This window comes from Bacillus sp. EU52 (assembly GCF_037964975.1).
Classification (GTDB): domain Bacteria; phylum Bacillota; class Bacilli; order Bacillales; family Bacillaceae; genus Bacillus; species Bacillus subtilis.
Genome location: NZ_CP150177.1, coordinates 3,514,917 through 3,539,281 on the forward strand (window position 1 = coordinate 3,514,917; position 24,365 = coordinate 3,539,281).

Here is a 24,365-nt window from a genome sequence, read left to right on the forward strand (position 1 = left end):
CCAAATCCACTTAAGAGAAAACCTTTTTATAGCAGATATTCGTAAATTGGTAGGGGATTGTAGCTAAACTGTTTCCAGAATAGCTTTCAAATAAAATTAATTTATTGTTTCTTGGCAGAAGGACAAAAATTTTAAACAAAACTGAATAAACTCTAACTAGTAAACTTCTGCAATTGGTTATAATAAAAATTTCATCAGTGAACTCCTTAAAGAGTGAAGATTAATATTTACGCAAACAAGAAAAAAAGAAGCAACTGAATTTACTTCAAGCCTCTTTTAGTTAGTGCTTCTATAAACTAGCCATATCTTTTCTGATTTGGGTAGTTGAAATGCCTGCTATTCTTGTAAGGTAAATGGCCTCATAGTATTCCTTTGTAGACAATCGTACGATTAAGTAATCCCAGGTTCTTTTGCTCTTTCCAGTAGCTTCATATGTCCATAGTGAAATAAATCAAACATTCCGTACGTATCACTTTCTTCATTAGATAACATCACCTTCCAACCTTTTCCAACTTAGCGTGCCAGAAAAAACAAAAATCCTTAACTGATTGTTTATCATTTCGACATATTTTTTACGTTCCATTAATAATAAACAATAATAGCATATGTTCCTATAAAAGTTAAGACTCTTTAAAAATGTAAATCCTCAGCACTTTTTGACAATATCGTTGCATTGATGTGTATTTTTTACAGATCTGATATCTTATCTATACTCATTACAACAAGTTTTCTATTCCGGAAGAGTCAATTCTTTTTGTCGCGTTTTCAAGTGTAATGATTTTCTTTCTGCTGCGTCATTTATTTTGTACGCCCTCCTCATATTACTTCATCGTCAAAACGTGAAGGAATTGTAATACGTAGTTCCTAAAAATTTTCGTGGTAAAATTTTAGTGAAGTCTTTATCAGGCTAAGGGACTTTATCTAAACTACGAATTACATATGGAGATATATAGATGAAAAGGAGGGTTGATATGATATAAACGAAAATCAATTAGATAAAGGAAAAACTGAACACTTCTGAAAAAAGTGATAAGTTTCTTTCACTATATCCTCCAAAAAGAACCTAAAGGTCTTGGACATGCTGTCTGGTTCGCGCCTAACTTTATCGGCGATGAGCCGTTTGCGGTTCTGCTTGGAGACGATATTGTTCAGGCTGACACACTAGGGTTGCGCCAATTAACGGATGAATATGAAAGAACACTTTCTTCTATTATCGGTGTTCAGCAAGTGCCTGAAGATGAAACACACTGTTATGGCATCATCGCCCCGCTGACAAGTGAAGGCCGCCGTTATCAGGTGAAAAACTTCGTTGAAAAACCGCCTAAAGGCACAGCACCTTCTAATCTTGCCATCTTAGGCCGTTACGTATTCACGCCTGAGATCTTCATGTATTTAGAAGAGCAGCAGGTTGGCGCTGGCGGAGAAATTCAGCTCACAGACGCCATTCAAAAACTGAATGAAATTCAAAGAGTGTTTGCTTACGATTTTGAAGGCAAGCGTTATGATGTTGGTGAAAAGCTCGGCTTTATCACAACAACTCTAGAATTTGCGATGCAGGATAAAGAACTTCGCGATCAGCTCGTTCCATTTATGGAAGGTTTACTAAACAAAGAAGAAATCTAAACAAAAAGGCTATTGGACATTCATCCAATAGCCTTTTTTTATTTCAACATCAAAGTCAGTGTATGCTCTTCATTATCAACTGCAAAAACCTGATCATCTGTATTCACAAGAAAACGCTTCTTGCTGCTGTCATACAATACATTGCTATCACTTAAGGATAGTGACGCCGGGTTGATAGGAGAAATGTTATGAAAAATAAGCTCTGTTGCTTTATCATTCTCCAGCACATAGCTGATTTTTTCATAATCAAAATCTAACGTTTTTCTGCCGTCAGCCGTATCCCCTTCAGTATATCCATTCAATTTGGATTGAATGCTGGTTCTGCTGTCTCCCAGGAATTTCAGAAAGTATTCATAGGAAGATGCTGCGTTTTGCGAGACATAAGACGTAAATGCAGCAGCACGCAATTCAGCATGTTTCACGTTTGTTGCAACAGCCCTCTTCTTCACAAAATAAGATTGTCCGTTAAACTGTATTTTCGCTGCTTGTTTGCCTTTTGCAGCTACCGTCACCTCTGTACCGAATGGCAGTGTAACGTCAGCCTTCTGTTTCAAACCCTGATCCTTATAAGCAGCCGCTTTTTCATTTGCTATAAACCCTTGCTTATTGATTGTGGTTAAGCGTTCCTCTGACTTGCCCTTTGCATCGCCATGATGGTTTTTCACTTCATTTTGCGGAATAGCGCCAAACGAAGCAATTGTACGAAGCGGGGCATTAACGAACATCGTTCCAGCCATGAAGACAGTCAGAATAGACAAAATAGCAATTTGAACAGCATTAGCCAGTGATTTTGGCTTTTTCTTTTTTTTGCGGAGACGGTCAAGCGCTTCAGGATCTTCTTTCTTCCGCTCTTCCGTTTGCTCCTTTTTATATGTTTCTTTTTCTTTTTTAGACAGCTTATTAAACCAGTCGATAAATGCTTTGTACTCTTTAACAACGGTTTTTGTTTCATCAAACATACGAAGCTCGCCGTAGTGCATCCAAGCGACGCGGTCACACATCTTTTCAATCTGGCCGATCGAGTGGCTGACAAAGAAAATCGTTTTTCCTTGCTTTTTAAACTCATTTATTCTGTCCACACACTTCTGATAAAACGTTTGGTCCCCTACAGAAAGAGCTTCGTCAATAATTAAAATGTCAGGGTCAATATGAACGGAGATCGCGAAACCGAGACGCGATTTCATCCCGCTGGAATAGTTTTTAACCGGCTGATCAATAAAATCGCCAATCTCAGCAAATTCCACGATACTGTCATACATCTCGTCAATTTCTTTGTTGGTTAACCCCATCATCAAACACTTGAGCCGGACATTGTCCCGGCCCGTCAATTGGTTATTTAAACCGGCCGAAATCGCAATCAGCGACGGCTGGCCGTTCATTTCAATTTCACCGCTGGTCGGCGGAATAATTTTAGCCAGCAGGTTAGACATGGTCGATTTTCCTGACCCGTTTATTCCTACAAAGCCGATTGTCTCCCCTTCATACACGTCGAAGGAGACATTCCGCACAGCAAAAAAACCATTATCCTTAGCCGGAAAAAACAATCCTTTAATCTTGTCTGATTGTTTTTTATACAAATGATACTGCTTTGAAACATTTCGAAACGAAACTTTTAGTTTCATCGTACAATCTCCTTACGTATTAAAGAAAGTCAACAAACTTGTCTCTGAATTTCATATGCAGGATAGAACCTACTAACAATAAAAGAAATGTGAACAACCAAAAGTACAGCGTGTACTTCATGTCATGGAAAAACCATGCTCCATCTAAGAAGCTGTTCCGGAATCCTTCAATAATATAGAATAGTGGATTCAACTTCAGAACAGGCACTAATTCGGGGTGGCTTTGACCGAGTTTCGCATTAACATCCCAAAAAATTGGCAACAAGAAAAACAAAAGTCTTGTTACGGCCTGCAGCAAAAATTGATAATCTCTAATCAGCACACTGATCGTTGAGTTAAACAAACTAAACGAAAACATAAAAGCAATCATACAGATGAAGTAATAAATATATTGTAACCAATGCACACTCGGGAACACACCATTAACTAGGAGTACAATGATATAAATCACCATCATGATCATATAACTAAATAAGTTAGATGCAATGGCCACGGACGGTAGAGAACTAATCGGGAAGTTCATTTTAGCCACCATATTAATGCGCTTAAATACACTATTTGATCCATCAAGTATAGTTGGACTGATGAAAAACCATGGGATTAATCCTGCCAGCATCCAAATAATAAAAGGCACTTCGCCCGCTCCGGTTGTCACAGGACCGCCCTTTCTAATCCCCATACCAAATACGAACCAGTAGGCCAGCATTTGGATAAGCGGATTTAAGAACTGCCATAAGACACCTAAATAATTCATTTGATATTTAGACTTGGTTTCATAAGCCGCCAATCTTAAAATTAAAGGAAATGACGTTATTTGCTCTCTGAGTATACGCAACAGATCATTCATTTTTTATCTTCCTTAGACTTAATTGTTTTTGGGAATCTTTCTGTTTAAAAATTTGAAAGCACCGCTGATTATTGTAACAGATCCTGCATTTTTTTTCACTTCTCAACAAGTATCTAAAAAGCTGCCGAAATATCGACAGCTATACATTTTATAAAATAACCTAAATTATTCAGCTTTAAATACAGTATTAACAACCTTTTCAGATGAACGTCCTGACTCTAAATAGCAAAACTTATCATAGAAAGGACCAAAAGAAACCGGAAGCTTATAATCAGGCGATGAGATCTGCTTGATAGCCTCAATCGTTTCTTCAGTAGTTTTTACCAAAGGACCAGGAGCTTCTTTTTCAAAATCAAAGTAGAAACCACGCAACTTATCCCGGTAGGTCTCGATGTCAGGGACAAAGAATAGCATTGGCCGTTTTAAATTTGCAAAATCAAAGAATACTGAAGAATAATCAGTAATCAGCAAATCAGAAACCATATACAATTCTCGAATATCCTCATAAGCAGAAAAATCATATGCAAATCCTTCAAAAGGACCTAAATCAAAATTCTCAGCTACCAGATAATGCATTCTTAAGATTACGATATATTCATTTCCAAGCTCTTGTCTAAGTTGATGCAAATCTAAATCGAGATCGAACTTATAACGCCCTTTTGCATAAAACTGATCATCTCTCCATGTAGGGGCATATAAAATAACCTTTTTATCACGAGGAATATTTAACCTACTCTTTATCAATGATATTGTTTCCTCATTATTATCATTATGAAGAAAATCATTTCTAGGATATCCAGATTCAATCATTGTCTTGTTAAACTGAAACGCCCGTGTAAAGATCTCAGTTGAATAACCATTTGGGGAAATCAAGTAATCCCAATTAGAAGCTTCCTTGATAAAATTCCTTTTATATTTTTTAGTGTTTGTACCAGGCATATGGACTTCTTCCATATCCATTGCAAGTCTTTTTAAAGGCGTGCCATGCCATGTTTGTAAATATGTTGTATGACTAGGTTTCGGAATCCATAATGGAAGCCGGCTGTTAACAACCCAATACTCAGCTCTTGCCATAGCGAAGAGCCATTTTAATGAGAGGCGATTAATGTAAGGAATTCCCTTTTCGTCAAAAGGCGCTGAATATTGTTTATTTACACTCCAATACATTTTATACTCAGGGTGGTTTTCCCGCATATATTCGTAAATCGCTCTCGGATTACAACTGTATTGTTTCCCATTAAAACTTTCAAAAATGACTGTTTTCCTTTTAACTGGCATTCTGCTAGCCATCATGAATAGAGATTTGTATGTTTTAGTGATTAACTTGTTTCTCATTTTTGTGATCTTTTTTAATTTTGATACTAATCTCTTCTTCTTTCCTTTAATAAAGTATTTCATCCTTGTTTTCAGGCTATAGTCGTTTACTCTGATACCTAGAGTCTGCTTTTTCTTTTTCTTAAAGACTTCATAACGAACTGGTGCGTTGTTTGTTTTAATAATACTTACTAATCCTTTTAATTTGTTTTTTCGATCTCCTAAAACAAGAGCAGTGCTGTTGAACTGAATATCCGTTCCTTTATCGTCATTGCATATATACTCCATAAAAAGACGATAAACATAACGTTTTTCATTTGAGAAAGGAATTTCTTTCAAAGGCACTTTCACTTCAAAATCATACAGTTCCGGAACAAAACCATCTGCTCTCATGTTTTCAAGGCCATGTGTTTTTCTATCTAGCTTGATTGGAAATTTTTCCTCAATAGGTGTTTCTCCACCCTTTTTTAAAATAAGGTTCAAGTTTTTTATCCGATATTGATTTTCGGAACTCAGGTATCCCGCATAACCTGTTATGCTTATTTCTTCAGAGCTAATCTCGATTTGATCAAATCTGATGATTTTGGCCTCTCTTTTCACCTTAATAGAAAAGTTGCCTTTATCAGTTGTATAAGGTAAAATCAAAAGTTCTGTGGTTTGATCGACATGAAAGGCGCGCTCAATTGAATTTACTTCAGCAGAAAGACGCTTCAAGAGTGGTTCCTGCTCCGCATCTTCATATTTTTTTCGAAATTCGACATAAAAATCATATGTTTGTCCCATTTCAACAGGCATAGGCAAAACATGAGCATTTATCTCAGTTTTATACTCTAATGAGCCAGTGTTTTGAAGCGGAAATTCAGATTCCGTTCCTGAACGTCTCTCTTTCAGCTTTAAAAATAACTGGTAATCCTCTAAAAATTGGTGTTCTGAATCAATTGAGATTAACAATTCAAGACTTCCTAAATTGTTTTTCAAGCTTTTCAAAATACATTTAATCACAGTGTTTTCAATCATTACTTTTTTCTGCTCCTCTGTATAAAAGCTCTTTCCTTTTTGCTTCCTTTTATTAGTGTCAACTACTAAGGACATTACCCAAAATATTAACTCCCTTTTATTTCCGTGACCCTCCAAGAGAAATTGCCTTTAACTGTTGTATAGGGCTCTACTCTATAGCCATTATTAGTATCTATACTGTTTCCTGACAATTTTGTTTCTTCACTCGAAAGTCTTCGCATTGTTTTAATATGGCCATTTGCATTGAAAACAATATAAAAATCAATAACTTGGGTTTTATTAGCAGCTATCTTTTCAATATTTACATCTTTTTCGAGATCAATTACAAACAGTTGATCATTTTGTAAGTTTGTTGAAATAATTTCAGCCTTATTCTTTCTGTCCAAGCCCACTAAACGTATTTTTTTAATATCATTATGATCAAAATTCTCAATGTCAATTTCTATTTTAGTTTTATCAAAATCCTCAGTATAGGAACTAATAGAAGGATCTTTTTTTCCAACCTTTTTAGAGAACTTCTCTCTTTCTATTCGCACCTCAATCATCTGATTAAGAGCAAAAGCCCAATTTTCAATATAGTTGGGTCTTGAATATTTTTCAGCCATTTTAAAAGCTTGTTCTGAAAATTTTTGATGAGTACTTTCATCTTTCATCAAAGAGATAATAGCTTGACCCAATTTCTCTATATTATACTGTTCAATGACATATCCATTTGCTCCGTTAGTAACTAAGCTCCTTGCTCCGTAATCATAATCGTATGTTACAACTGGACATCCATTGCTCAGTGCCTCCATATTTGATAGACCGAACCCTTCAAAATGAGAGGTTGAAATGGTTAGCCAAGCTTTTTGAAACTCTGAGTCAGGGTTATCCGTATAGCCTTTCAAAAAGACATTGTTCTGCAGTTTGGTATCTTCAATTTCTTTTTTTATTTTTTCGAAATCTTCACCCGATCCGAATATATCAAGTTTTGCTTCAGGAATTTCTTTCACGACTAAACTAAATGCTTTTACTGCATGTATCAGATTTTTCATAGATGCAAGTCTTGAAATAATGACAACTTTGTATTTTTCACTCGGCACATTCAATACAGCGGGATCAAGAGGCTTATCAATTGTATGCGGAGTAAAGAAAAACGTCTCTTGTTCCCCTGAAATCAATTTAAAATCTTCTAGCTGCTCCTCAGTTATAAAAAAGACAGCATCCAAATTATACATCTGACTAAATACTTCTTTATAGCGACCCTTAATTTGATATTTATTGCTGCCGTAATGCTTGTTATGAATAATTGCTCCATAATAGGAAGAAGGTGATTTTTTCACTTTAAAGACATGTTTGTCTTGCGGTCTGCTGTCCACTAAAAACAACTTAGGTTTATCATTTTGTTTTTGCAGATATTCTATCCAATATTGACGCAGTTCCGATTCATCTTTTACTTTTATCTCACCCTCAAGGGAGTACCAAATAATATGAGATAATTGAACATCTTTTTCTTCATTGTTCCATACATAGAGTTTGTCTAAATATACTTGATTTTGGTCATTAATATATTCCTGCAGATACATCTTGTTTAGCTGCACATCATAATGAGTAACGAGAACTAAGTTTCCGTTCTTCGTATATTCCTCTCTCTTTATGAGCTGGTTTTTATCATTCCAATAGTCGACGTACCGGATAGTTTCTCCATCTCCGTAGTAAACTACAGACATTTCATTGTTCTTCTTACCAAACAATCTCGACACAGTTTTTGAAAATTTTCCCATTCCAACTTGCTTTTTTATCTGGTCAAGGCCTATCCTTTCTTCGTATGATCTTTTCCCATTTGTTCTAACACTTAAAAAATCATCGAATAGATTAATAACACTTGTGAATTTTTTATCAATCTTACCGTTGCTGTACAATTCATCAATTTTTGAAGACAACTCTAAATCAAAACGAAACGTTAAGAAAAAGGTGTTTTGGTTACACTCTTCTCCAAATAATTTTGAACGCAATAATAATGATTTCGTCAGACCGCCATAATTACTTGGCAGTCCACCAGAGATAAAATAATAATCCATGTCAGGAATTTGTTTTATATTAGATTCACTCACCGCATGTAAAGACAATTTTTTACTCCCTTTCGGCATCTAGAATATATGATCATTGAAATTTATATCTACCCGGATACTTTAGTCACAAAAACCAATGTAAGCATCAAAAAGTACTTCTTATTTCAATAAGAAGTACTTTAATTAGATATTGAACCAATGATATCAGGATCCTAAATTATAAACCAGCAATTTCCTCTTTGATCTTTGTTGTAGAGATGCCTTCTGTTCTTGGGAGGTAAACAACCTCACACTGATCTTTGAGAAAGTCAAATTTACCTTCCCAGTCATCCCCCATAACAAAAACATCAATATTATGATCAATAATATCTTGCTTTTTTTGCTCCCAATTCTTTTCAGGAATTACTTCGTCCACATATCGAATGGTTTCTAAAATTAATTTACGGTGCTCATAGCTGTGATAAGCTTTTTTTTGCTTTTGTAAATTGAATTCATCCGTTGAAATAGCAACAACTAAATAATCACCAAGCTGCTTTGCACGCTCAAGCAATTTAATGTGGCCCCAATGCAGTAAATCAAAAGTTCCATATGTGATAACTTTTTTCATTTAAAGAAACGCTCCTTCCTAATGTTAAACACTATTAAAAACACTACTGACGTTAGCGATTAAATTCTAAAAAACCTGTTTGTATTCCTTATATCGACATATTTCTCTTATGTCTTCACTGATCATTAATTATAGCATACCGCCTAAAAAAGGTTAAGTACTCATGAGGAGAAAAACATTCCAAAATATGTAATTACACTCAGACTCCATTGGCACCAAGGTCTGTTGTTCATTCGTTCATTCAATTGTAAAATTGGAAACATATTTAAATTTAATGTAAAGATAATGTTAATCCTTTGTTGAAGATTTATGTTAAAATATAAGGTAGCTTGATTTTGCTTTTAGAAACTCTCGGTTTTTAACTATATAAATAGAATCTTAAAGGAAGGAGGAGCCAGACATGCAAACAGAGACTATTCACAATATTCCTTATGTTAACAGTAACTTAACATCATTTATCAATTATCTAGAGCAACATTATATTGATCAAAAGATTGGTGCTGTCATTTCCACAGTCAACCCTGAAATTGCATTTGCAGCTATTAAAGATCGGGACTACTTTGATGTACTATCTTCTTCAAACTTCATTTTGCCTGATGGGATCGGTGTAGTCATGATGTCACGTTTGACTAACAACAGGCTTCAGTCCCGAATCGCAGGTTACGATGTTTTTAAAGAACTTCTGGGCGTTGCTAACAAAAAGAAAAAACGCATATTTCTGTACGGTGCGAAGAAAGATGTTATAAAAGGTGTTGTATCCAAAATTTCTTCTGAATACCCAAACATTAAAATCGCAGGTTATTCAGACGGTTATGTTCAAGATCGCACCCTAGTGGCAAAACAAATTGCAAGAGCAAATCCTGACATGGTATTCGTAGCTTTAGGGTATCCTCATCAAGAGAAATTCATTCATAACTACAGACACTTGTTCCCTAAAGCCGTATCTATAGGTCTAGGAGGAAGCTTTGATGTATTTAGCGGTAATGTCAAACGGGCCCCTTCCTGGATGATACGTTTAAATTTAGAATGGTTCTACCGGTTAATCTTGAATCCATGGCGATGGAAAAGAATGCTTAGCATCCCAAAATATGCTTTAACGGTTTTAAAAGAAGAAAAAAACAAAAAAACTTTCTATCCAAAGCCTGAAAAAGATCATACAAAACAGATTTAAAAACGAAAACTTTCAAATAAATGGATGATAAAAATGAAAATAAGATCACTACTGGCGAATTGCTATTTGTATTTTTTATCAGCAATCGCCTTTTTTCTGCAATGGGTGAAACCTGAAAGCAAAGTGACCCTCCTGATCTCATTCGAAGCAAACGCAAAAGCGATTCTTGAGGAATATGAACAAGGACAATACTCTTATAAACTTAACATCCTGTATACCCAGCAGGCCTCTGCTATTGCCGAGAGCTTCCCGAATGTAGATGCATATTTATTACAAGAAAAAAACCCTATCCATCTCATTAAAGCTGTATACCTAATGTTTAACAGTAAAGTGATCATAACAGATAATTACTTTCTATTAACAAGTGTGTTAAATAAGCGGAAGCAAACGAAATGTATCCAAGTATGGCACGCAAATGGCTCACTCAAAAAATTTGGTTTGGAAGACATTACAAACATGCAACGGACGAAAACTGATATTAAAAGGTTCCAAAAAGTATACAGTTCGTATGATTATTTAACTGTTGGCTCAGAAGGGATGGCAAATATCTTCAAGAAATCATTTGGAATAAAGGATAACCAATTATTAAAAATAGGTGTACCTTTAACAGACCCTTATTACCGAGAAAACAAGAAAAAAATTTCAGATACTCTAAACATACAAAGAAAAAAAATAATCCTCTATGCACCGACGTTTAGAGATTATAATATGCAATCAATTCAATTGCCTTTTACAGAAGAACAATTAATTCATCAGTTAAAAGAAGAATATGTTTTATTTGTTAAGCTGCATCCCGCCATTCAGAACAATATTGATATTAAATATTCCAGTGATTATATTAAAGATGTTTCTAACTATGCCTTGTTTGATCTACTCATGGCTGCAGACATATTAATCACTGACTATTCTTCTGTTCCCTTTGAATTTTCGATTTTAAATAAACCCATTCTTTTTTATACTTACGATTTAAAACTTTATCAACAGAAGCGGGGATTGGTTGATAATTATCTTTCCATAATACCTGGAAGAGCCTGCTATGACAGTGAATCATTAATAAATGAAATTCAAACCCCATTTAATTATTCCAAAATAAAAGTTTTTTCCGATAGATGGAATAAGTATTCTGATGGGAATTCAAGCCAAAATTTATTGAATTTCATCGAAAATTTAATAAGCTAAATGATGACACTTGTTCAAAACAGAACAAGTGTTCTTTTTTCTCTTGACTACCGAACGTATGTTTGCTTTAATGTAATTAGTTGCTTATGGCAGCAAATAATAATAGAGGTGGTAAATTTATGAGAAAAAAAGAACTGTTTGATTTCACCAACATCACACCAAAATTATTTACTGAACTACGTGTAGCAGACAAAACCGTACTTCAATCATTCAATTTCGATGAGAAAAACCACCAAATTTATACAACCCAAGTCGCAAGTGGATTAGGAAAAGACAACACCCAAAGCTATCGCATAACTCGTCTATCTCTTGAAGGTTTACAATTAGACAGCATGCTGTTGAAACATGGAGGTCATGGTACAAATATTGGAATTGAAAACCGTAATGGCACCATTTATATTTGGTCTCTATACGATAAACCAAACGAAACAGATAAAAGTGAATTAGTTTGTTTCCCATATAAAGCAGGCGCGACTTTAGATGAAAATTCTAAAGAACTTCAGCGATTCTCGAATATGCCTTTCGATCATAGGGTTACACCTGCTCTTGATATGAAGAATAGACAGTTGGCAATTAGACAATACGATACAAAAAATAATAATAATAAACAGTGGGTGACAATCTTTAACCTGGACGATGCAATAGCAAATAAAAACAATCCTCTTTATACTATTAACATTCCTGACGAACTTCATTATTTACAAGGTTTCTTTTTAGATGACGGTTATTTATATTGGTATACAGGAGATACAAACAGCAAAAGCTATCCGAATCTCATAACTGTATTTGATTCCGATAATAAAATAGTGCTGCAAAAAGAAATTACTGTTGGCAAAGACTTGTCCACCAGATATGAGAATAACTTCCGTGAACCGGAAGGGATCTGTATGTACACCAATCCTGAAACTGGGGCAAAATCATTAATGGTGGGAATTACAAGTGGAAAAGAAGGAAATCGTATAAGCAGAATTTATGCATACCATTCTTATGAAAACTTCATGAATCATGTACCTATGCTTCGATCCCCTTTATTAAAAACCGTGGGGCACCAAGATACACCTCCAGAAAGATTTCAACCATTTATGCAAACCTTCATTTTAGAGTATAATGCTCAAAACAAAAAATGGATGGTTCCGACTTCAGGTTATTTACCATCTTACACATCAAATTTAGTCCGAAATATTACTATCAATGCAGATGGAAACTTGCAAGTCACATTAAATGAACGCTATATTAGTTTACTGCATCAATCGATAGAAGGAGATTTCCGCTTAAAACAAAAGGATATCCGAATGGGATCCTGGTATTTTGCCGGCGGAGAAAAATCAAATGTGCTTGAAATAGGTTTTATGAAAGGGAGTACAAAAATCAGACCCGATGATGCAGCCATCTCAAATGCTTCAAGAATGAGTATTTTTATGATTGTTGCGGACAAGATTGAGGTGTGATAAACAAATAGGCTGTAGCTATTAAATAGCTACAGCCTATTTGCAACTTTCTAAGTTTTTTATCGATATTCCGGAACATCAAAGTAAAGTGTATAGCCGTCCAGCAATGAATACAGGCTGTACATGCGGTTTACTTGTTTGTACGCCCAGCCGATGTCTGTTGCGTATTGATGTGTCGCTGTAGCTGACCATCTCATTTTGTACAGTGTGTCCTGATTGTAAGCTGTGTTGTGGATATACGATGAGCCTATGAATTTAGCTCCGCCGATAATGGCCGCTTCTGGTGTGAACCAGCCCTGCTCGTACGCATATTTGGCTCCGTAGTAATTCGGATTGCTGTCGTATGCTCCAATTCCATACATGTTGTATACTTTTTTTCCGTTATAGGTTAATCCATTGGCTAGGGCGGATGTCCCGTTTCCTGTTTCAAGAAGAGCGTGTGAGATTAAATACAGTTCGTTGATGCTATATTGATTGGCGGCATCGATAAATGCCTTTGCTCTCCCTGTCAGGATGCCTTTACCCGCAAGCACTTTCTGATTGACCTCAGTAACGCTGAGGCCCGCTGTCTGTGACAGCTTGAGAAATTGGAAGTAGTATTTGCTGTCTCTGGTAAAGTTATTTGGATCCACGTATTGAACTACTTCATCACTGCTTGCGTTTCGCCAGCCCAAATTGATCTTAGCCCAGCCGTTTATCTGTCCGATGATTTTCACTTTATCGCCTTTTTTAAATTGGCCGATCACGTTTGTCGGGCTGACTTCCGGCGTTGACCGGATATTTAGTACATCAGCCGTAACAGTTGATGTTGCTGTATTAATGTACGTGAGCGATACGTAAGCCGCTCCGTCTGTTTGCGGACTTACTGTCATTTGTTTTTGGACCATATCACGAAGCGAGAGATTGTAGTTTGTTTTCATGATTTGCGGGCCGTTTTTGATCTTCACGATAGATGATGTCCATCCGTATAATTGTTTTAGCTTCGTTGATGCCGCAGCAGCTGTATCATTGCCTGTGAACTGCTCATTTACGCTGATTTTATAAAACGTATTGCTTTTCGTTGTATAGCTCGGGGTTACACTTTTCGATTTAAGATAGGTTAACCCATTGTTCAATGCGGTTTTGCTGCTAAGCTGTGTTGTCACGATTTTGTATTGTGTATATGCAGTCTGGCCTGTTTTTGATGTTGTGACTGCGATATGATTTTGTTTGAAAAATGTTAAAACGCGGTCAATCTCTTCTTGGCTGATGATAGCTTCAGTTGTGATTTGATAGCTGCTCGCAGCTGTCTGACCGGTTTTCTGGCTTGCTACTGATATATGATTCGATTTGAAAAACGTGAGTGCCTGATTGACTTTCGTTTGATCAAGCAGAGATTCGGTTGTGATTTTAAACGTGTCAGCTATTTGTTTTTTGACGGATTTCGCAGAAGCACTTAGCTGATTTTTCTTTAATATGTTCAAACCCTTTGTGACTTTTGCTTGATCTGATGTTTCTTCTGAGATGAGCTGATATTGATTTTCTGCTGTTGATCCAGCTGCTGTTTTTGCAGCTTTTACTTTTTTCTGAGCAAAGAAGGCTGCTGCTTTGTTTGCTTGCTGCTCGCCTAAAATCTTTGCCGTCGTGATTTGATAAGCTGCAGACGTTGTCGTTTTTTTGACGCTGGATGACGTGTAATGCCATTTTTTCTTTTTAAAGAAAGTGTCTATTTTTTGGAGCTGCTGTTTTGTTATACCCTTCATATTCACGGTATATGATGTGCTTTTTCCAACCTGTTGATAACTGCCGGATACGCCAGTGTTTTTCTTGATTTGGCTGATGGCGTCCTTTACTGTACTCAGCCCTTTGAAATAAGCTGATTGGACATTGTATGACTCAACGGTTGTTTTTTGATTGATGGACTTGTAGCTGCCTGTGATGCCAGTGCTCTGTTTCAGCTGCTGCAATAGAGTTTTGGCATTGGCTTCACCTGAAATGGCGGCAGTTGTGAACGTATAATAGGCTTGCCCTTTCACTGTTTCCTTTAATGATGCCTGCAGCCCAGATTCCTTTTGGAAGGCGTTTTTGATCTGCGCTGCTCTGCTGTCTCCCACGATTGTGCCAGACTGAATGGTTGTGACAGACACCGTGTGTGTGATGGGCTGATACGAGCTTTTAATCCCCGTTTGCTTGGCCAGGCTCTGGATAAGCGCCTTGACTTTTGTCTCATCAGCAATGTCTGATGTCATGACGTTCATATAGGGCTGAGCTGCTCCGTAAGCTTTTACAGCGCCAGCCACTCCCGTCTCCTGTTTCAGCTTTGCTAGGATAGTGTTGGCCTGTTTTTCTCCGGAGATGGCACCTGACGAGATGGTGACATATGGCTGTTTGCTTCCAACAGGACTTGACGTTCCTGTAATTGATGTCTGTTTGGCGAGTCCGCTCAGTATTGCTTTCGCTTCTGATTCGCTATGAATGCCTGAGGCGGAAATTTGGTAGGTCGTTGTTGTGCCTGAAGCCTGATAGGATGCATCCCAGCCAGTATCTTTTTCCAGTTTGGCGACAGCTTGTGAGGCTTGGCTTTCTGTACTGAACGTATTCGACGGCTCTACTTTATATAGTGAGTAGTCGGTATACGCGGCTGCCTGGGCAGAACCAGACATGGCAAAAAAGGCAAGGGACGCGGCGGATAGAAGCATAGGTGCGATTAGTCTCTTTTTCATTCCTTCTCCTCTTTCTTATTCTATGAGTATATAAAACTAGTTTATTTATCGGCACGCGCATGCTTCATTTATAGGTGAATCACTTCCATTTTCTAATAAAAAAACTTAACCTCGAAGTGAGATTAAGTTTAAATATGAGACACGATAAGGGTACAAGTTCCTTTTATCGTAAAATCGGGCATTTGAGCCGGCAAAATAAAGTGATCACCTTTTTTGAGCGGACATGTTTTGTCCTCATACTTGAGCAAACCGCTTCCTTCTATCACGCTGCAAATCAGAAAGGATTCATCCTGAGCCATTTCAGCTTCGCCATTGATGTCCCATTTATAAACCGAAAAATATTCCCCTTGGACAAATGTTTTAATGGTTATTCCTTTTCTTGATTCTGTCGATTCATCTATATACCCGTCCACATGGGGAACCGTGGCGGCATTGACCGCTTTGGCAAAATGAAGCTCTCTCGGACTTCCGTTGCTATCAAGACGGTCATAATCGTACACCCGGTATGTGGCATCTGAATTTTGCTGAGTCTCTAAAACAAGGGCCCCCTTGCACAATGCGTGCAGCGTTCCGCTCGGCACATAATAGAAATCACCCGGTTTAATTTTGATTCTTCGCAGCAGGCCCTCCCAGTCACCGCTGTTGATCATTGTGACAAGTTCGGTTTTTGAGCGGGCCGTATGCCCGTAAATGATTTCTGCGTTTTCCTTACAGTCGATAATGTACCAGCATTCCGTCTTGCCGAGTTCTCCCTCTTCGTTTTCTCCGGCATAGTAATCATCAGGGTGAACTTTAATTGACGTATCTTCCTTCACATCCAGCAGCTTTGTCAGAAGCGGAAACCGATCCCCCTCTACGCCGCCGAATACTTCACGGTGCTCTTCCCAAAGCTCGATCAATGTCTTTCCTTTATACGGGCCATTTGCAACAGTGCTCGGTCCTTTTGGATGAGCGGAAATGGCCCAGCATTCCCCCGTTGATTCTGAAGGAATACTGTATCCAAATCTATCTCGTAAAGCGGTTCCGCCCCAGATTTTTTCTTTAAACACAGGCGTTAGAAAAATCGGTGATTGCGTCATGATCCGTACCCCTCCCCTGTAAATAACTGATCATCATTTTCCCGGTGCGCCCCTCTTACAAACGCCCGTATAAGCTGTCTTTTTCCGATGACAACATATGTACAAAGCATCATCTTTTCATTACCCCTTCAAAGAAAACGCTTCCTATCTATTATATCACGTCGAAAAGAAGCTTTGTTTCAGCCTTTTCCTCGATAAGAATAATTCTCCTTTTTTGATACAAATTAATAAAAACCGTCAATCTGTTTACGAAGGAGAGAAACTATGCAAATCGACTCTGATCTCCAGAACAATTTAGACACACTGAAAAAAACATTGGGACAAAACGACGATATGATGTTTTATACATTTGCTTTCGGAGATAGCAGACAAAAGGCGTGTTTACTGTATATTGACGGTCTGACAGAGAATAAAATGCTGGCGCAATACGTCATTTCTCCTTTACAAAAAGAGGCGTTGGCCCATAAGGAATGCTCGATTGAAGACTTATCCGCCTTTTTTTTCGGCTTTCACCACAGCGTTGTTTCTACAATGAAAGAAATAGAGCAGCTCGTTTTTTCAGGGCAAGCCATTTTGCTCGCTGATGGCTATCGCGGAGGATTAGCTTTCGACACAAAGTCAGTCGCAACACGCAGTCTTGATGAACCCTCCTCCGAAGTCGTGGAACGCGGCCCTAAAATAGGATTTATTGAAAAACTGCGGACAAACACGGCGCTTTTGCGTGAACGGACGAGTGATCCTAATCTCGTCATCAAAGAAATGACACTCGGAAAAAGGACCAAAAAGAAAATCGCTGTCGCTTATATTCAGGATATCGCCCCAGATTATGTCGTCAAAGAAGTGTTTAAAAGGCTGAAATCAGTCAATATAGATAATTTGCCGGAATCGGGGACGCTTGAACAGCTGATTGAAGACGAACCATTTTCAATTTTCCCCACAATATTAAGCACAGAACGACCGGACCGGGTCGAAAGTTCTCTATTAGAAGGGCGAGTGTCCATATTAGTGGATGGTACGCCGTTTGCTTTGATTGTACCGGCTACGGTTGACGAATTTATTCATTCGCCCGATGATTACAGCCAGCGCTGGATCCCAATGTCACTTGTACGCCTTCTTCGTTATTCCAGCATCCTGATCACCATTTATTTGCCCGGTCTGTATATTTCTCTCGTTTCTTTTCACACCGGGCTATTGCCGACTAGAATGGCCATTTCCATTGCAGGCAGCAGGCTTAACGTACCATTCCCGCCTTTTGTAGAGGCCTTTATCATGATCTTTACTATCGAATTGATTCGAGAAGCCGGATTAAGATTGCCTAAGCCGATTGGACAGACAATTGGCCTTATCGGCGGCGTTGTCATCGGACAGGCAGCTGTTCAGGCGCAAATTGTCAGTGCGCTTATGGTCATTGTCGTTTCTGTCACAGCACTGGCATCCTTTACCGTTCCTTCATACGCCTATAACTTTCCGCTGCGGATCATTCGGATCGGGGTTATGATAAGTGCAACAGCGCTTGGCATGTATGGCGTTATAATGGTTTATCTGTTTGTGATCGGCCATCTCATGCGCCTGAAAAGCTTTGGACAGGATTACATTATCCCGATCATGGCGCAGCCTGGACAGGATTTGAAAGACACAGTCATCCGTATTCCCACGATGTTTTTAAAAAGAAGACCGACACGAAACGATCCCGAAGATAACATCAGACAAAGGTGATGGCTATGAGGAAATCAGAGCATAAACTGACATTTATGCAGACGCTCATTATGATCAGCAGCACATTGATTGGTGCCGGGGTGCTGACCCTTCCCCGCTCAGCCGCCGAAACCGGCAGTCCGAGCGGATGGCTAATGATACTGCTCCAGGGCGTTATTTTTATTATCATCGCTCTGCTTTTTTTGCCTTTTCTTCAAAAAAACAGCGGAAAAACTCTTTTTAAGCTCAACAGCATTGTAGCTGGAACATTCATCGGCTTTCTATTGAATTTATATATCTGTCTATATTTCATTGGGATTGTTTGCTTTCAAGCTCGGATTTTGGGAGAGGTTGTCGGATTCTTTTTGTTGAAAAATACGCCAATGGCAGTTGTGGTGTTTATATTTCTTGCAGTTGCCATCTATCATGTAGGCGGAGGCGTTTATTCAATTGCAAAAGTATACGCTTATATTTTTCCTATAACCCTTATTATTTTTATGATGCTTCTGATGTTCAGCTTTCGCTTGTTCCAGCTTGATTTTATCCGGCCGGTATTTGAAGGAGGCTATCAAAGCTTTTTCTCTTTATTCCCAAAAACATTATTATATTTCTCCGGATTTGAAATCATTTTTTACCTGGTCCCCTTTATGAGAGATCCAAAGCAAGTGAAAAAGGCTGTTGCTCTGGGCATCGCGACTTCCACATTGTTCTACAGCATTACTTTGCTCATTGTGATTGGCTGTATGACTGTGGCTGAGGCAAAAACGGTGACATGGCCGACCATTTCCCTTATTCACGCATTAGAGGTTCCGGGTATTTTTATTGAACGATTTGATTTGTTCTTACAGCTGACCTGGACAGTCCAGCAATTTGCCTGTATGCTCGGATCCTTTAAAGGCGCCCATATCGGGTTAACGGAAATCTTTCATCTGAAAAATAAAAACAATGCATGGCTGCTGACTGCAATGCTGGCTGCGACGTTTTTCATAACGATGTATCCCAAGGACTTGAATGACGTGTTTTATTACGGGACGCTTCTTGGATATGCTTTCTTAATTGTGATTACAATTCCATTCTTCGTCTGGTTTTTAAGCTGGATACAGAAAAAATTAGGGAGGGGGCAGCTGCAATGAAAACAGCAACAAAATTCTCCGTCATGTTTTTTATGCTGCTGGTCCTCTGCGGGTGCTGGGATGTCAAAGATATCGAGCAACTATCCTTCGCCAGAGGGCTGGCGATCGATGAGACAGATGATCACCAGTACAAACTGACGTATCAAAACCTTCTTCCCCAAAGCGAAGACAGCCAAGCATCCGGAAAACCCGAATTTGTCAATGTGACGTCCCACGGGAAAACGATTCTGGAAGCAGTCAGTGATGTATCCATCAAGGACCCTCCTGTTTATAGCGATCATTTAAAAGTCATTCTTCTGGGAGAAAAACTGATGAGGAATCAAAATGTAGACCAAGTCCTCAACCACTTTATCCGAGATGATGAGCTGCGGCGAAGCAGCTATTTGATGGCAGCCAGAGGGAATGCAGCTGATGTTCTCACAAAAGGAAACCCCAATCAGCAGCAGCCGATGCCCTCCGAAAAACTGATTGATTTGACAACTCACAGCGGATATAACGGTAAGATTATGATACCGCTGCGCATCGGAAGAGCTTCTGTCTACTCTCAGAACGGGTACAGTTATCTTATTCAAGCCGTGAAAAACGAAAAGGGAAAAGCCAAGTATGACGGAGCAGGCATTATCAAAAGGGGCAGCAATAAACTCGTTGGGTTTCTTTCAGCTGATGAAACCCAAACACTGTCATGGGTCATGGGGACGATCCAAGGCGGTGTCATGCCGACGACAGATAAAGGACATCCGATTACGTTTGAAATCAAAAAGTCGAAAACCAAAATTAAGCCGGTCATTGAAAACGGAAAGCCTATCTTTCATATTTCTGTTAAAACGAAGGGCATCCTGACAGAAGACCAAAACCCGAATGAAAACTCGTTCAGCAAAAGTTATTTGCACAGGCTGGAAAACATTTTTGAAAAAAAGCTTGAACGAGATGTAAAGCAGGTAATGGATAAACTGCAGCACGAGTATAAAACCGATCCGGTCTTTTTATCAGACCACATAAGGATTCAACACCCTGACTACTGGAATAAAGTAAAAGGGCATTGGGAGGAAATATTTTCTGAGACTGATTTTAAGTACGATATTTCTTTTAAAATCATTAATTTTGGCACGGTGGGAAAGTAAGCAATCAAAAGGGTGCGCATGATCGCGCACCCTTTTTTATGTTCCGACAGTCTGCTGTTTTCCGGCCGCTCCTCCCTGTCCGTTTTTGTCCCGTAAATCCTGCTCAATTTCTTCAAGGCTTTTTCCCTTTGTCTCTGTTACTTTAAATCGGACAAATAAGAACGCCATGATACCGATCGCGGCATAAATCAGGAATAAATAACTGATTCCGATCGCTTCCATTAATATTGGATAGGTTAATGAAACAATCAGTGTCCCAACGTGCAACATTAAGGTCGAAACACCGGTCCCGATTCCTCTGACATGAAGCGGGAACAATTCAGGAAGCATCACCCATACAACCGGTCCCCAGCTGACCGCAAAGACAACGATAAACACGCCTAAACAAATGACGGTCGTCCATGAGGCAGCCGGAGTGTTATCGAAAAAGAGATTTACTAAAGCGAGAACGATCAAGCTGATCACCATGCCCGCATTCCCGAATAGCAGTAACGGCTTTCTTCCAATCTTGTCGATGATTTTAATCGCTACTAATGTCATGACAACATTGACTGTGCCGATTCCGACCGTGCCTAAAATCGAAGCGGAGTTTCCGAATCCGACGTTTGTAAAGGTCTTTGGCGCATAGTAGATGATCGTATTCGTTCCGATAAATTGCTGCAAAAAAGCGAGTCCCAAACCGGCAATAAGCGCTGGGCGCACCCATGGATCGAACAGCTCCTTCAGGCCGCCTTCATCCTGCTTTTCCGCTTCTTTTATATCATGTATTTCCTGATCAATATCTTTTGTGCCACGCAATTTTTCAAGAATTTTCTTCGCTTTGCTTTCTTCGCCATTCGTGAACAGCCAGCGCGGGCTCTCCGGCATAAACAAAATGCCAATAAGCAAGAGCAATGACGGCACAGCAGCCAATCCAAGCATCCAGCGCCACGCTTCGGCATCGGCAAATATGTAATTGACAATGTAAGAAAGAAGGATGCCGACCGTGATCATCAGCTGATTCAGTGATGACAGCGCCCCGCGTTTATGTTTTGGCGCCAGTTCAGATAAATAAAGGGGCACGATTGTCGTCGATGTTCCGACTGCAAGTCCCAAAATGATGCGAAACAGCACCATGACTCCTGTATTTGGGGCCAGTGCCACACCAAGACCGCCTATACAAAACAGCAGCGCGGCTGCCATAATTGCTTTTTTTCTTCCGAAACGGTCAGTCAGCTTGCCGGCCGCTCCTGAGCCCAATATCGCCCCAACCAGCAAGGAGCTGACAACAAGACCTTCTGTAAACGCGTTTAAGCCTAACTCCTTTTTCATAAATAAAATAGCTCCGGAAATCACTCCGGTATCATAGCCATATAACGCGCCTCCAAGAGCTCCGAAAAAATAAAGCCATATATTTGACTGCTTTTTCATAAAGATGACTCCCTTTCTCCATCAGCTGCAATGATATTGTCTGTGGGATTTTTTTAGAAATCTTTTAGCCTCTTTTTCCGGCCATTAAACCTTTTTATTTTGCTGATCATAAGTTTTCCAATCATTTACTTGTATTTTTTTCAATGTCGCCGAAACATTTTACCTGCTGCGGCGTCCAATATAAGGTGATTCAGTACATCATCGTTATCAATTTTCAAAAACAAGAACTTATAAATATAGGAATATTTATCGAAAAATGTCTTTCGAGTAGTTGCCCCGTGGCAAATAGAATGGTACGCTTCAAATATTAAAGAAACGTGAGGTATTGATATATGGAAGAACGATCACAGCGCAGAAAGAAAAAAAGAAAACTAAAAAAATGGGTGAAAGTTGTTGCCGGATTAATGGCTTTTTTAATCATTACTGCAGGCTCTGTCGGCGCCTATGCTTTTGTAAAGCTGAACAATGCTTCTAAGGAAGCTCACGTCAGCCTTGCACGCGGAGAACAATCTGTAAAACGGATCAAAGAATTTGATCCTGGAAAAGATTCTTTTTCTGTATTGCTCTTAGGAATTGATGCCAGGGAGAAAAACGGCGAGACCGTCGATCAGGCAAGAAGTGACGCGAATGTGCTGGTTACATTTAATCGGAAAGAAAAAACAGCTAAAATGCTGAGCATTCCGCGTGACGCCTATGTAAACATCCCAGGTCACGGGTATGATAAATTCACACATGCTCACGCTTACGGCGGCGTTGACTTGACTGTGAAAACAGTTGAAGAAATGCTGGATATTCCAGTCGATTATGTCGTAGAAAGCAATTTCACGGCTTTTGAAGACGTCGTAAACGAGTTAAATGGCGTCAAAGTAACTGTAAAAAGCGATAAAGTCATTCAGCAAATCAAAAAAGATACAAAAGGTAAAGTCGTTCTTCAAAAAGGAACACATACGCTTGATGGGGAAGAAGCGCTCGCTTACGTAAGAACACGTAAAGCGGACAGTGACCTTTTACGCGGGCAAAGACAAATGGAAGTGCTGAGCGCCATTATAGATAAATCAAAATCATTGAGCTCAATTCCGGCTTATGATGATATTGTGGATACGATGGGGCAAAATTTAAAAATGAACTTATCTCTTAAAGATGCCATCGGCCTGTTCCCGTTCATCACTTCATTGAAATCAGTTGAGTCTATTCAGCTGACGGGTTATGATTATGAACCTGCCGGAGTCTATTATTTCAAATTGAATCAGCAAAAGCTGCAGGAAGTTAAAGAAGAGCTGCAAAACGATTTAGGTGTATAATGAACGGGATGGCGATTACGCCATCCCGTTTTACATATTTCCTTGTTGAAAATTATCAAAGTAACGTTTAGCCTTAATTTATATGGATTATGTTTCACAGGCAAGCTGAACATACTACACGAAGCAGCTTCATTTTTAAGGAGGTTCCCCTACATATGAAATGTATTGCGATTGATCTAGACGGAACATTACTCAATAAAGAAAGCGTCATTTCTGCGGAAAACAGAGAGGCGATCAAGCGGGCCGTTGATGCCGGCATCCTCGTCACCATTTGCACGGGAAGAGCGACATTTGATGTAAAAGCGCTGCTGGATGACTTGGACATCCCTATCATTGCAGCTAATGGCGGCACGATCCACGACACGGGTTACCGTTTGATCAGCCGGACATTAATGGATCAGGAAGCCGGTAAAGCGATTGCTGATTACTTACTTTCAAAAAACATTTACTTTGAGGTATATACAGATGACCATCTGCTTTCTCCTTTTGACGGCGAAGCTAAGCTGCACGCGGAGCTTGACATTCTAAAGAGCGCAAACCCAAACGAGCAGACGGATGACTTGTGGCAAGGAGCCATGACTCAATTCAAACAGTTTGGCATTAAACCAATCCCTCATATCGAATCGGTTTTTGACGGCGGTGAAAACATTTATAAGCTTCTTTGCTTCTCCTTTGATATGGACAAGCTGAAACAAGCGAAGGAAGAACTGAAGCATCATAAAAAACTGGCGCAAACCTCTTCAGGAAAACATATTATCGAAATCCTGCCGGCCTCGTCAGGAAAAGGACGCGCGTTAACAAAGCTGGCGGACATATACGGAATTGAAACACAGGATATCTATGCGATCGGCGATAGTCCAAACGATTTGTCCATGTTTGAAGTCGCCGGACACCGTATCGCCATGGAAAATGCAATTGATGAATTAAAAGAAAAAAGCACCTTTGTCACAAAAAGCAATGACGAAAATGGTGTGGCCTTCTTTATAGACCAGCTTCTTTCAGGCCAATATGCATAAAGAAAAGACTCCAGAGATTGGAGTCTTTT

16 protein-coding genes and 2 pseudogenes are annotated in these 24,365 nt (G+C 39.0%); 9 read left to right on the forward strand and 9 right to left on the reverse strand.

Features of this window, described 5'->3' with window-relative positions; genetic code table 11:
- Positions 1–289 precede the first annotated feature (289 nt).
- A pseudogene (locus tag NSU05_RS18020) lies at positions 290–492 on the reverse strand (adenylyltransferase/cytidyltransferase family protein).
- A gap of 502 nt (positions 493–994) precedes the next feature.
- Between NSU05_RS18020 and NSU05_RS18025 the strand changes: the two are divergent.
- Positions 995–1,623, forward strand: a pseudogene (locus NSU05_RS18025) (UTP--glucose-1-phosphate uridylyltransferase); the annotation flags it as partial.
- A 38-nt stretch (positions 1,624–1,661) separates the two neighbouring features.
- Here the strand turns inward: NSU05_RS18025 and tagH are convergent.
- From tagH to tagD, 5 genes are all read right to left on the reverse strand, one after another.
- A complete protein-coding gene (tagH, locus tag NSU05_RS18030; RefSeq protein ID WP_038429735.1) occupies positions 1,662–3,245 on the reverse strand; it encodes a teichoic acids export ABC transporter ATP-binding subunit TagH in 1,584 nt (527 codons plus the stop codon).
- Positions 3,246–3,264: 19 nt separating this feature from the next.
- Positions 3,265–4,092: a teichoic acids export ABC transporter permease subunit TagG gene (gene tagG, locus NSU05_RS18035; RefSeq protein WP_003227928.1), complete on the reverse strand. Its 828-nt coding sequence runs from the start codon at positions 4,090–4,092 to the stop codon at positions 3,265–3,267.
- 165 nt (positions 4,093–4,257) lie between these two features.
- Positions 4,258–6,498, reverse strand: a complete 2,241-nt coding sequence (tagF, locus tag NSU05_RS18040) for a teichoic acid poly(glycerol phosphate) polymerase (RefSeq protein ID WP_038429736.1) — start codon at positions 6,496–6,498, stop codon at positions 4,258–4,260.
- Between the two features lie 11 nt (positions 6,499–6,509).
- Positions 6,510–8,531, reverse strand: coding sequence for a poly(glycerol-phosphate) alpha-glucosyltransferase (gene tagE / locus NSU05_RS18045; RefSeq protein WP_038429737.1), 2,022 nt, complete (start codon positions 8,529–8,531; stop codon positions 6,510–6,512).
- A gap of 160 nt (positions 8,532–8,691) precedes the next feature.
- Positions 8,692–9,081, reverse strand: a complete 390-nt coding sequence (gene tagD, locus NSU05_RS18050; RefSeq protein WP_003227921.1) for a glycerol-3-phosphate cytidylyltransferase — start codon at positions 9,079–9,081, stop codon at positions 8,692–8,694.
- A 400-nt stretch (positions 9,082–9,481) separates the two neighbouring features.
- Here tagD and tagA point away from each other — a divergent pair, with 400 nt between their 5' ends.
- From tagA to NSU05_RS18065, 3 genes are all read left to right on the forward strand, one after another.
- The gene (tagA, locus tag NSU05_RS18055) at positions 9,482–10,252 is read left to right on the forward strand and encodes an N-acetylglucosaminyldiphosphoundecaprenol N-acetyl-beta-D- mannosaminyltransferase (RefSeq protein ID WP_038429738.1); all 771 of its coding nucleotides are present in this window, start codon (positions 9,482–9,484) and stop codon (positions 10,250–10,252) included.
- Between the two features lie 33 nt (positions 10,253–10,285).
- On the forward strand, positions 10,286–11,431 hold the full coding sequence (gene tagB / locus NSU05_RS18060; protein WP_038429739.1) for a teichoic acid glycerol-phosphate primase: 1,146 nt from the start codon (positions 10,286–10,288) through the stop codon (positions 11,429–11,431).
- 119 nt (positions 11,432–11,550) lie between these two features.
- Positions 11,551–12,879 (forward strand): teichoic acid biosynthesis protein, encoded by a 1,329-nt coding sequence (locus tag NSU05_RS18065; RefSeq protein WP_033884187.1) that lies wholly within the window; start codon positions 11,551–11,553, stop codon positions 12,877–12,879.
- Positions 12,880–12,938: 59 nt separating this feature from the next.
- Here the strand turns inward: NSU05_RS18065 and lytD are convergent, their stop codons facing one another.
- Complete coding sequence (lytD, locus tag NSU05_RS18070; RefSeq protein WP_038429740.1) at positions 12,939–15,581, reverse strand: beta-N-acetylglucosaminidase LytD; 2,643 nt, start codon at positions 15,579–15,581, stop codon at positions 12,939–12,941.
- Between the two features lie 128 nt (positions 15,582–15,709).
- Positions 15,710–16,660: a mannose-6-phosphate isomerase, class I gene (gene manA / locus NSU05_RS18075; RefSeq protein WP_003244253.1), complete on the reverse strand. Its 951-nt coding sequence runs from the start codon at positions 16,658–16,660 to the stop codon at positions 15,710–15,712.
- 264 nt (positions 16,661–16,924) lie between these two features.
- Between manA and gerBA the strand changes: the two genes are divergently transcribed.
- From gerBA to gerBC, 3 genes are read left to right on the forward strand one after another with little or no spacing between them, the layout of a single operon-like run.
- Positions 16,925–18,376, forward strand: coding sequence for a spore germination protein GerBA (gene gerBA / locus NSU05_RS18080; protein WP_003243291.1), 1,452 nt, complete (start codon positions 16,925–16,927; stop codon positions 18,374–18,376).
- A 5-nt stretch (positions 18,377–18,381) separates the two neighbouring features.
- A complete protein-coding gene (gerBB, locus tag NSU05_RS18085) occupies positions 18,382–19,488 on the forward strand; it encodes a spore germination protein GerBB (protein ID WP_032722630.1) in 1,107 nt (368 codons plus the stop codon).
- Positions 19,485–20,609, forward strand: coding sequence for a spore germination protein GerBC (gene gerBC, locus NSU05_RS18090; protein ID WP_038429741.1), 1,125 nt, complete (start codon positions 19,485–19,487; stop codon positions 20,607–20,609). The genes gerBB and gerBC overlap by 4 nt, the downstream gene beginning before the upstream one ends.
- 36 nt (positions 20,610–20,645) lie before the next feature.
- Here the strand turns inward: gerBC and NSU05_RS18095 are convergent, their stop codons facing one another.
- Positions 20,646–22,019, reverse strand: a complete 1,374-nt coding sequence (locus NSU05_RS18095) for a sugar porter family MFS transporter (RefSeq protein ID WP_038429742.1) — start codon at positions 22,017–22,019, stop codon at positions 20,646–20,648.
- Positions 22,020–22,351: 332 nt separating this feature from the next.
- On the opposite strand from NSU05_RS18095, the gene tagT reads away from it, so the two are divergent.
- Positions 22,352–23,320: a polyisoprenyl-teichoic acid--peptidoglycan teichoic acid transferase TagT gene (tagT, locus tag NSU05_RS18100; RefSeq protein ID WP_038429743.1), complete on the forward strand. Its 969-nt coding sequence runs from the start codon at positions 22,352–22,354 to the stop codon at positions 23,318–23,320.
- A gap of 155 nt (positions 23,321–23,475) precedes the next feature.
- Positions 23,476–24,336: a 5-amino-6-(5-phospho-D-ribitylamino)uracil phosphatase YwtE gene (ywtE, locus tag NSU05_RS18105; protein WP_038429744.1), complete on the forward strand. Its 861-nt coding sequence runs from the start codon at positions 23,476–23,478 to the stop codon at positions 24,334–24,336.
- Positions 24,337–24,365: the final 29 nt, after the last annotated feature.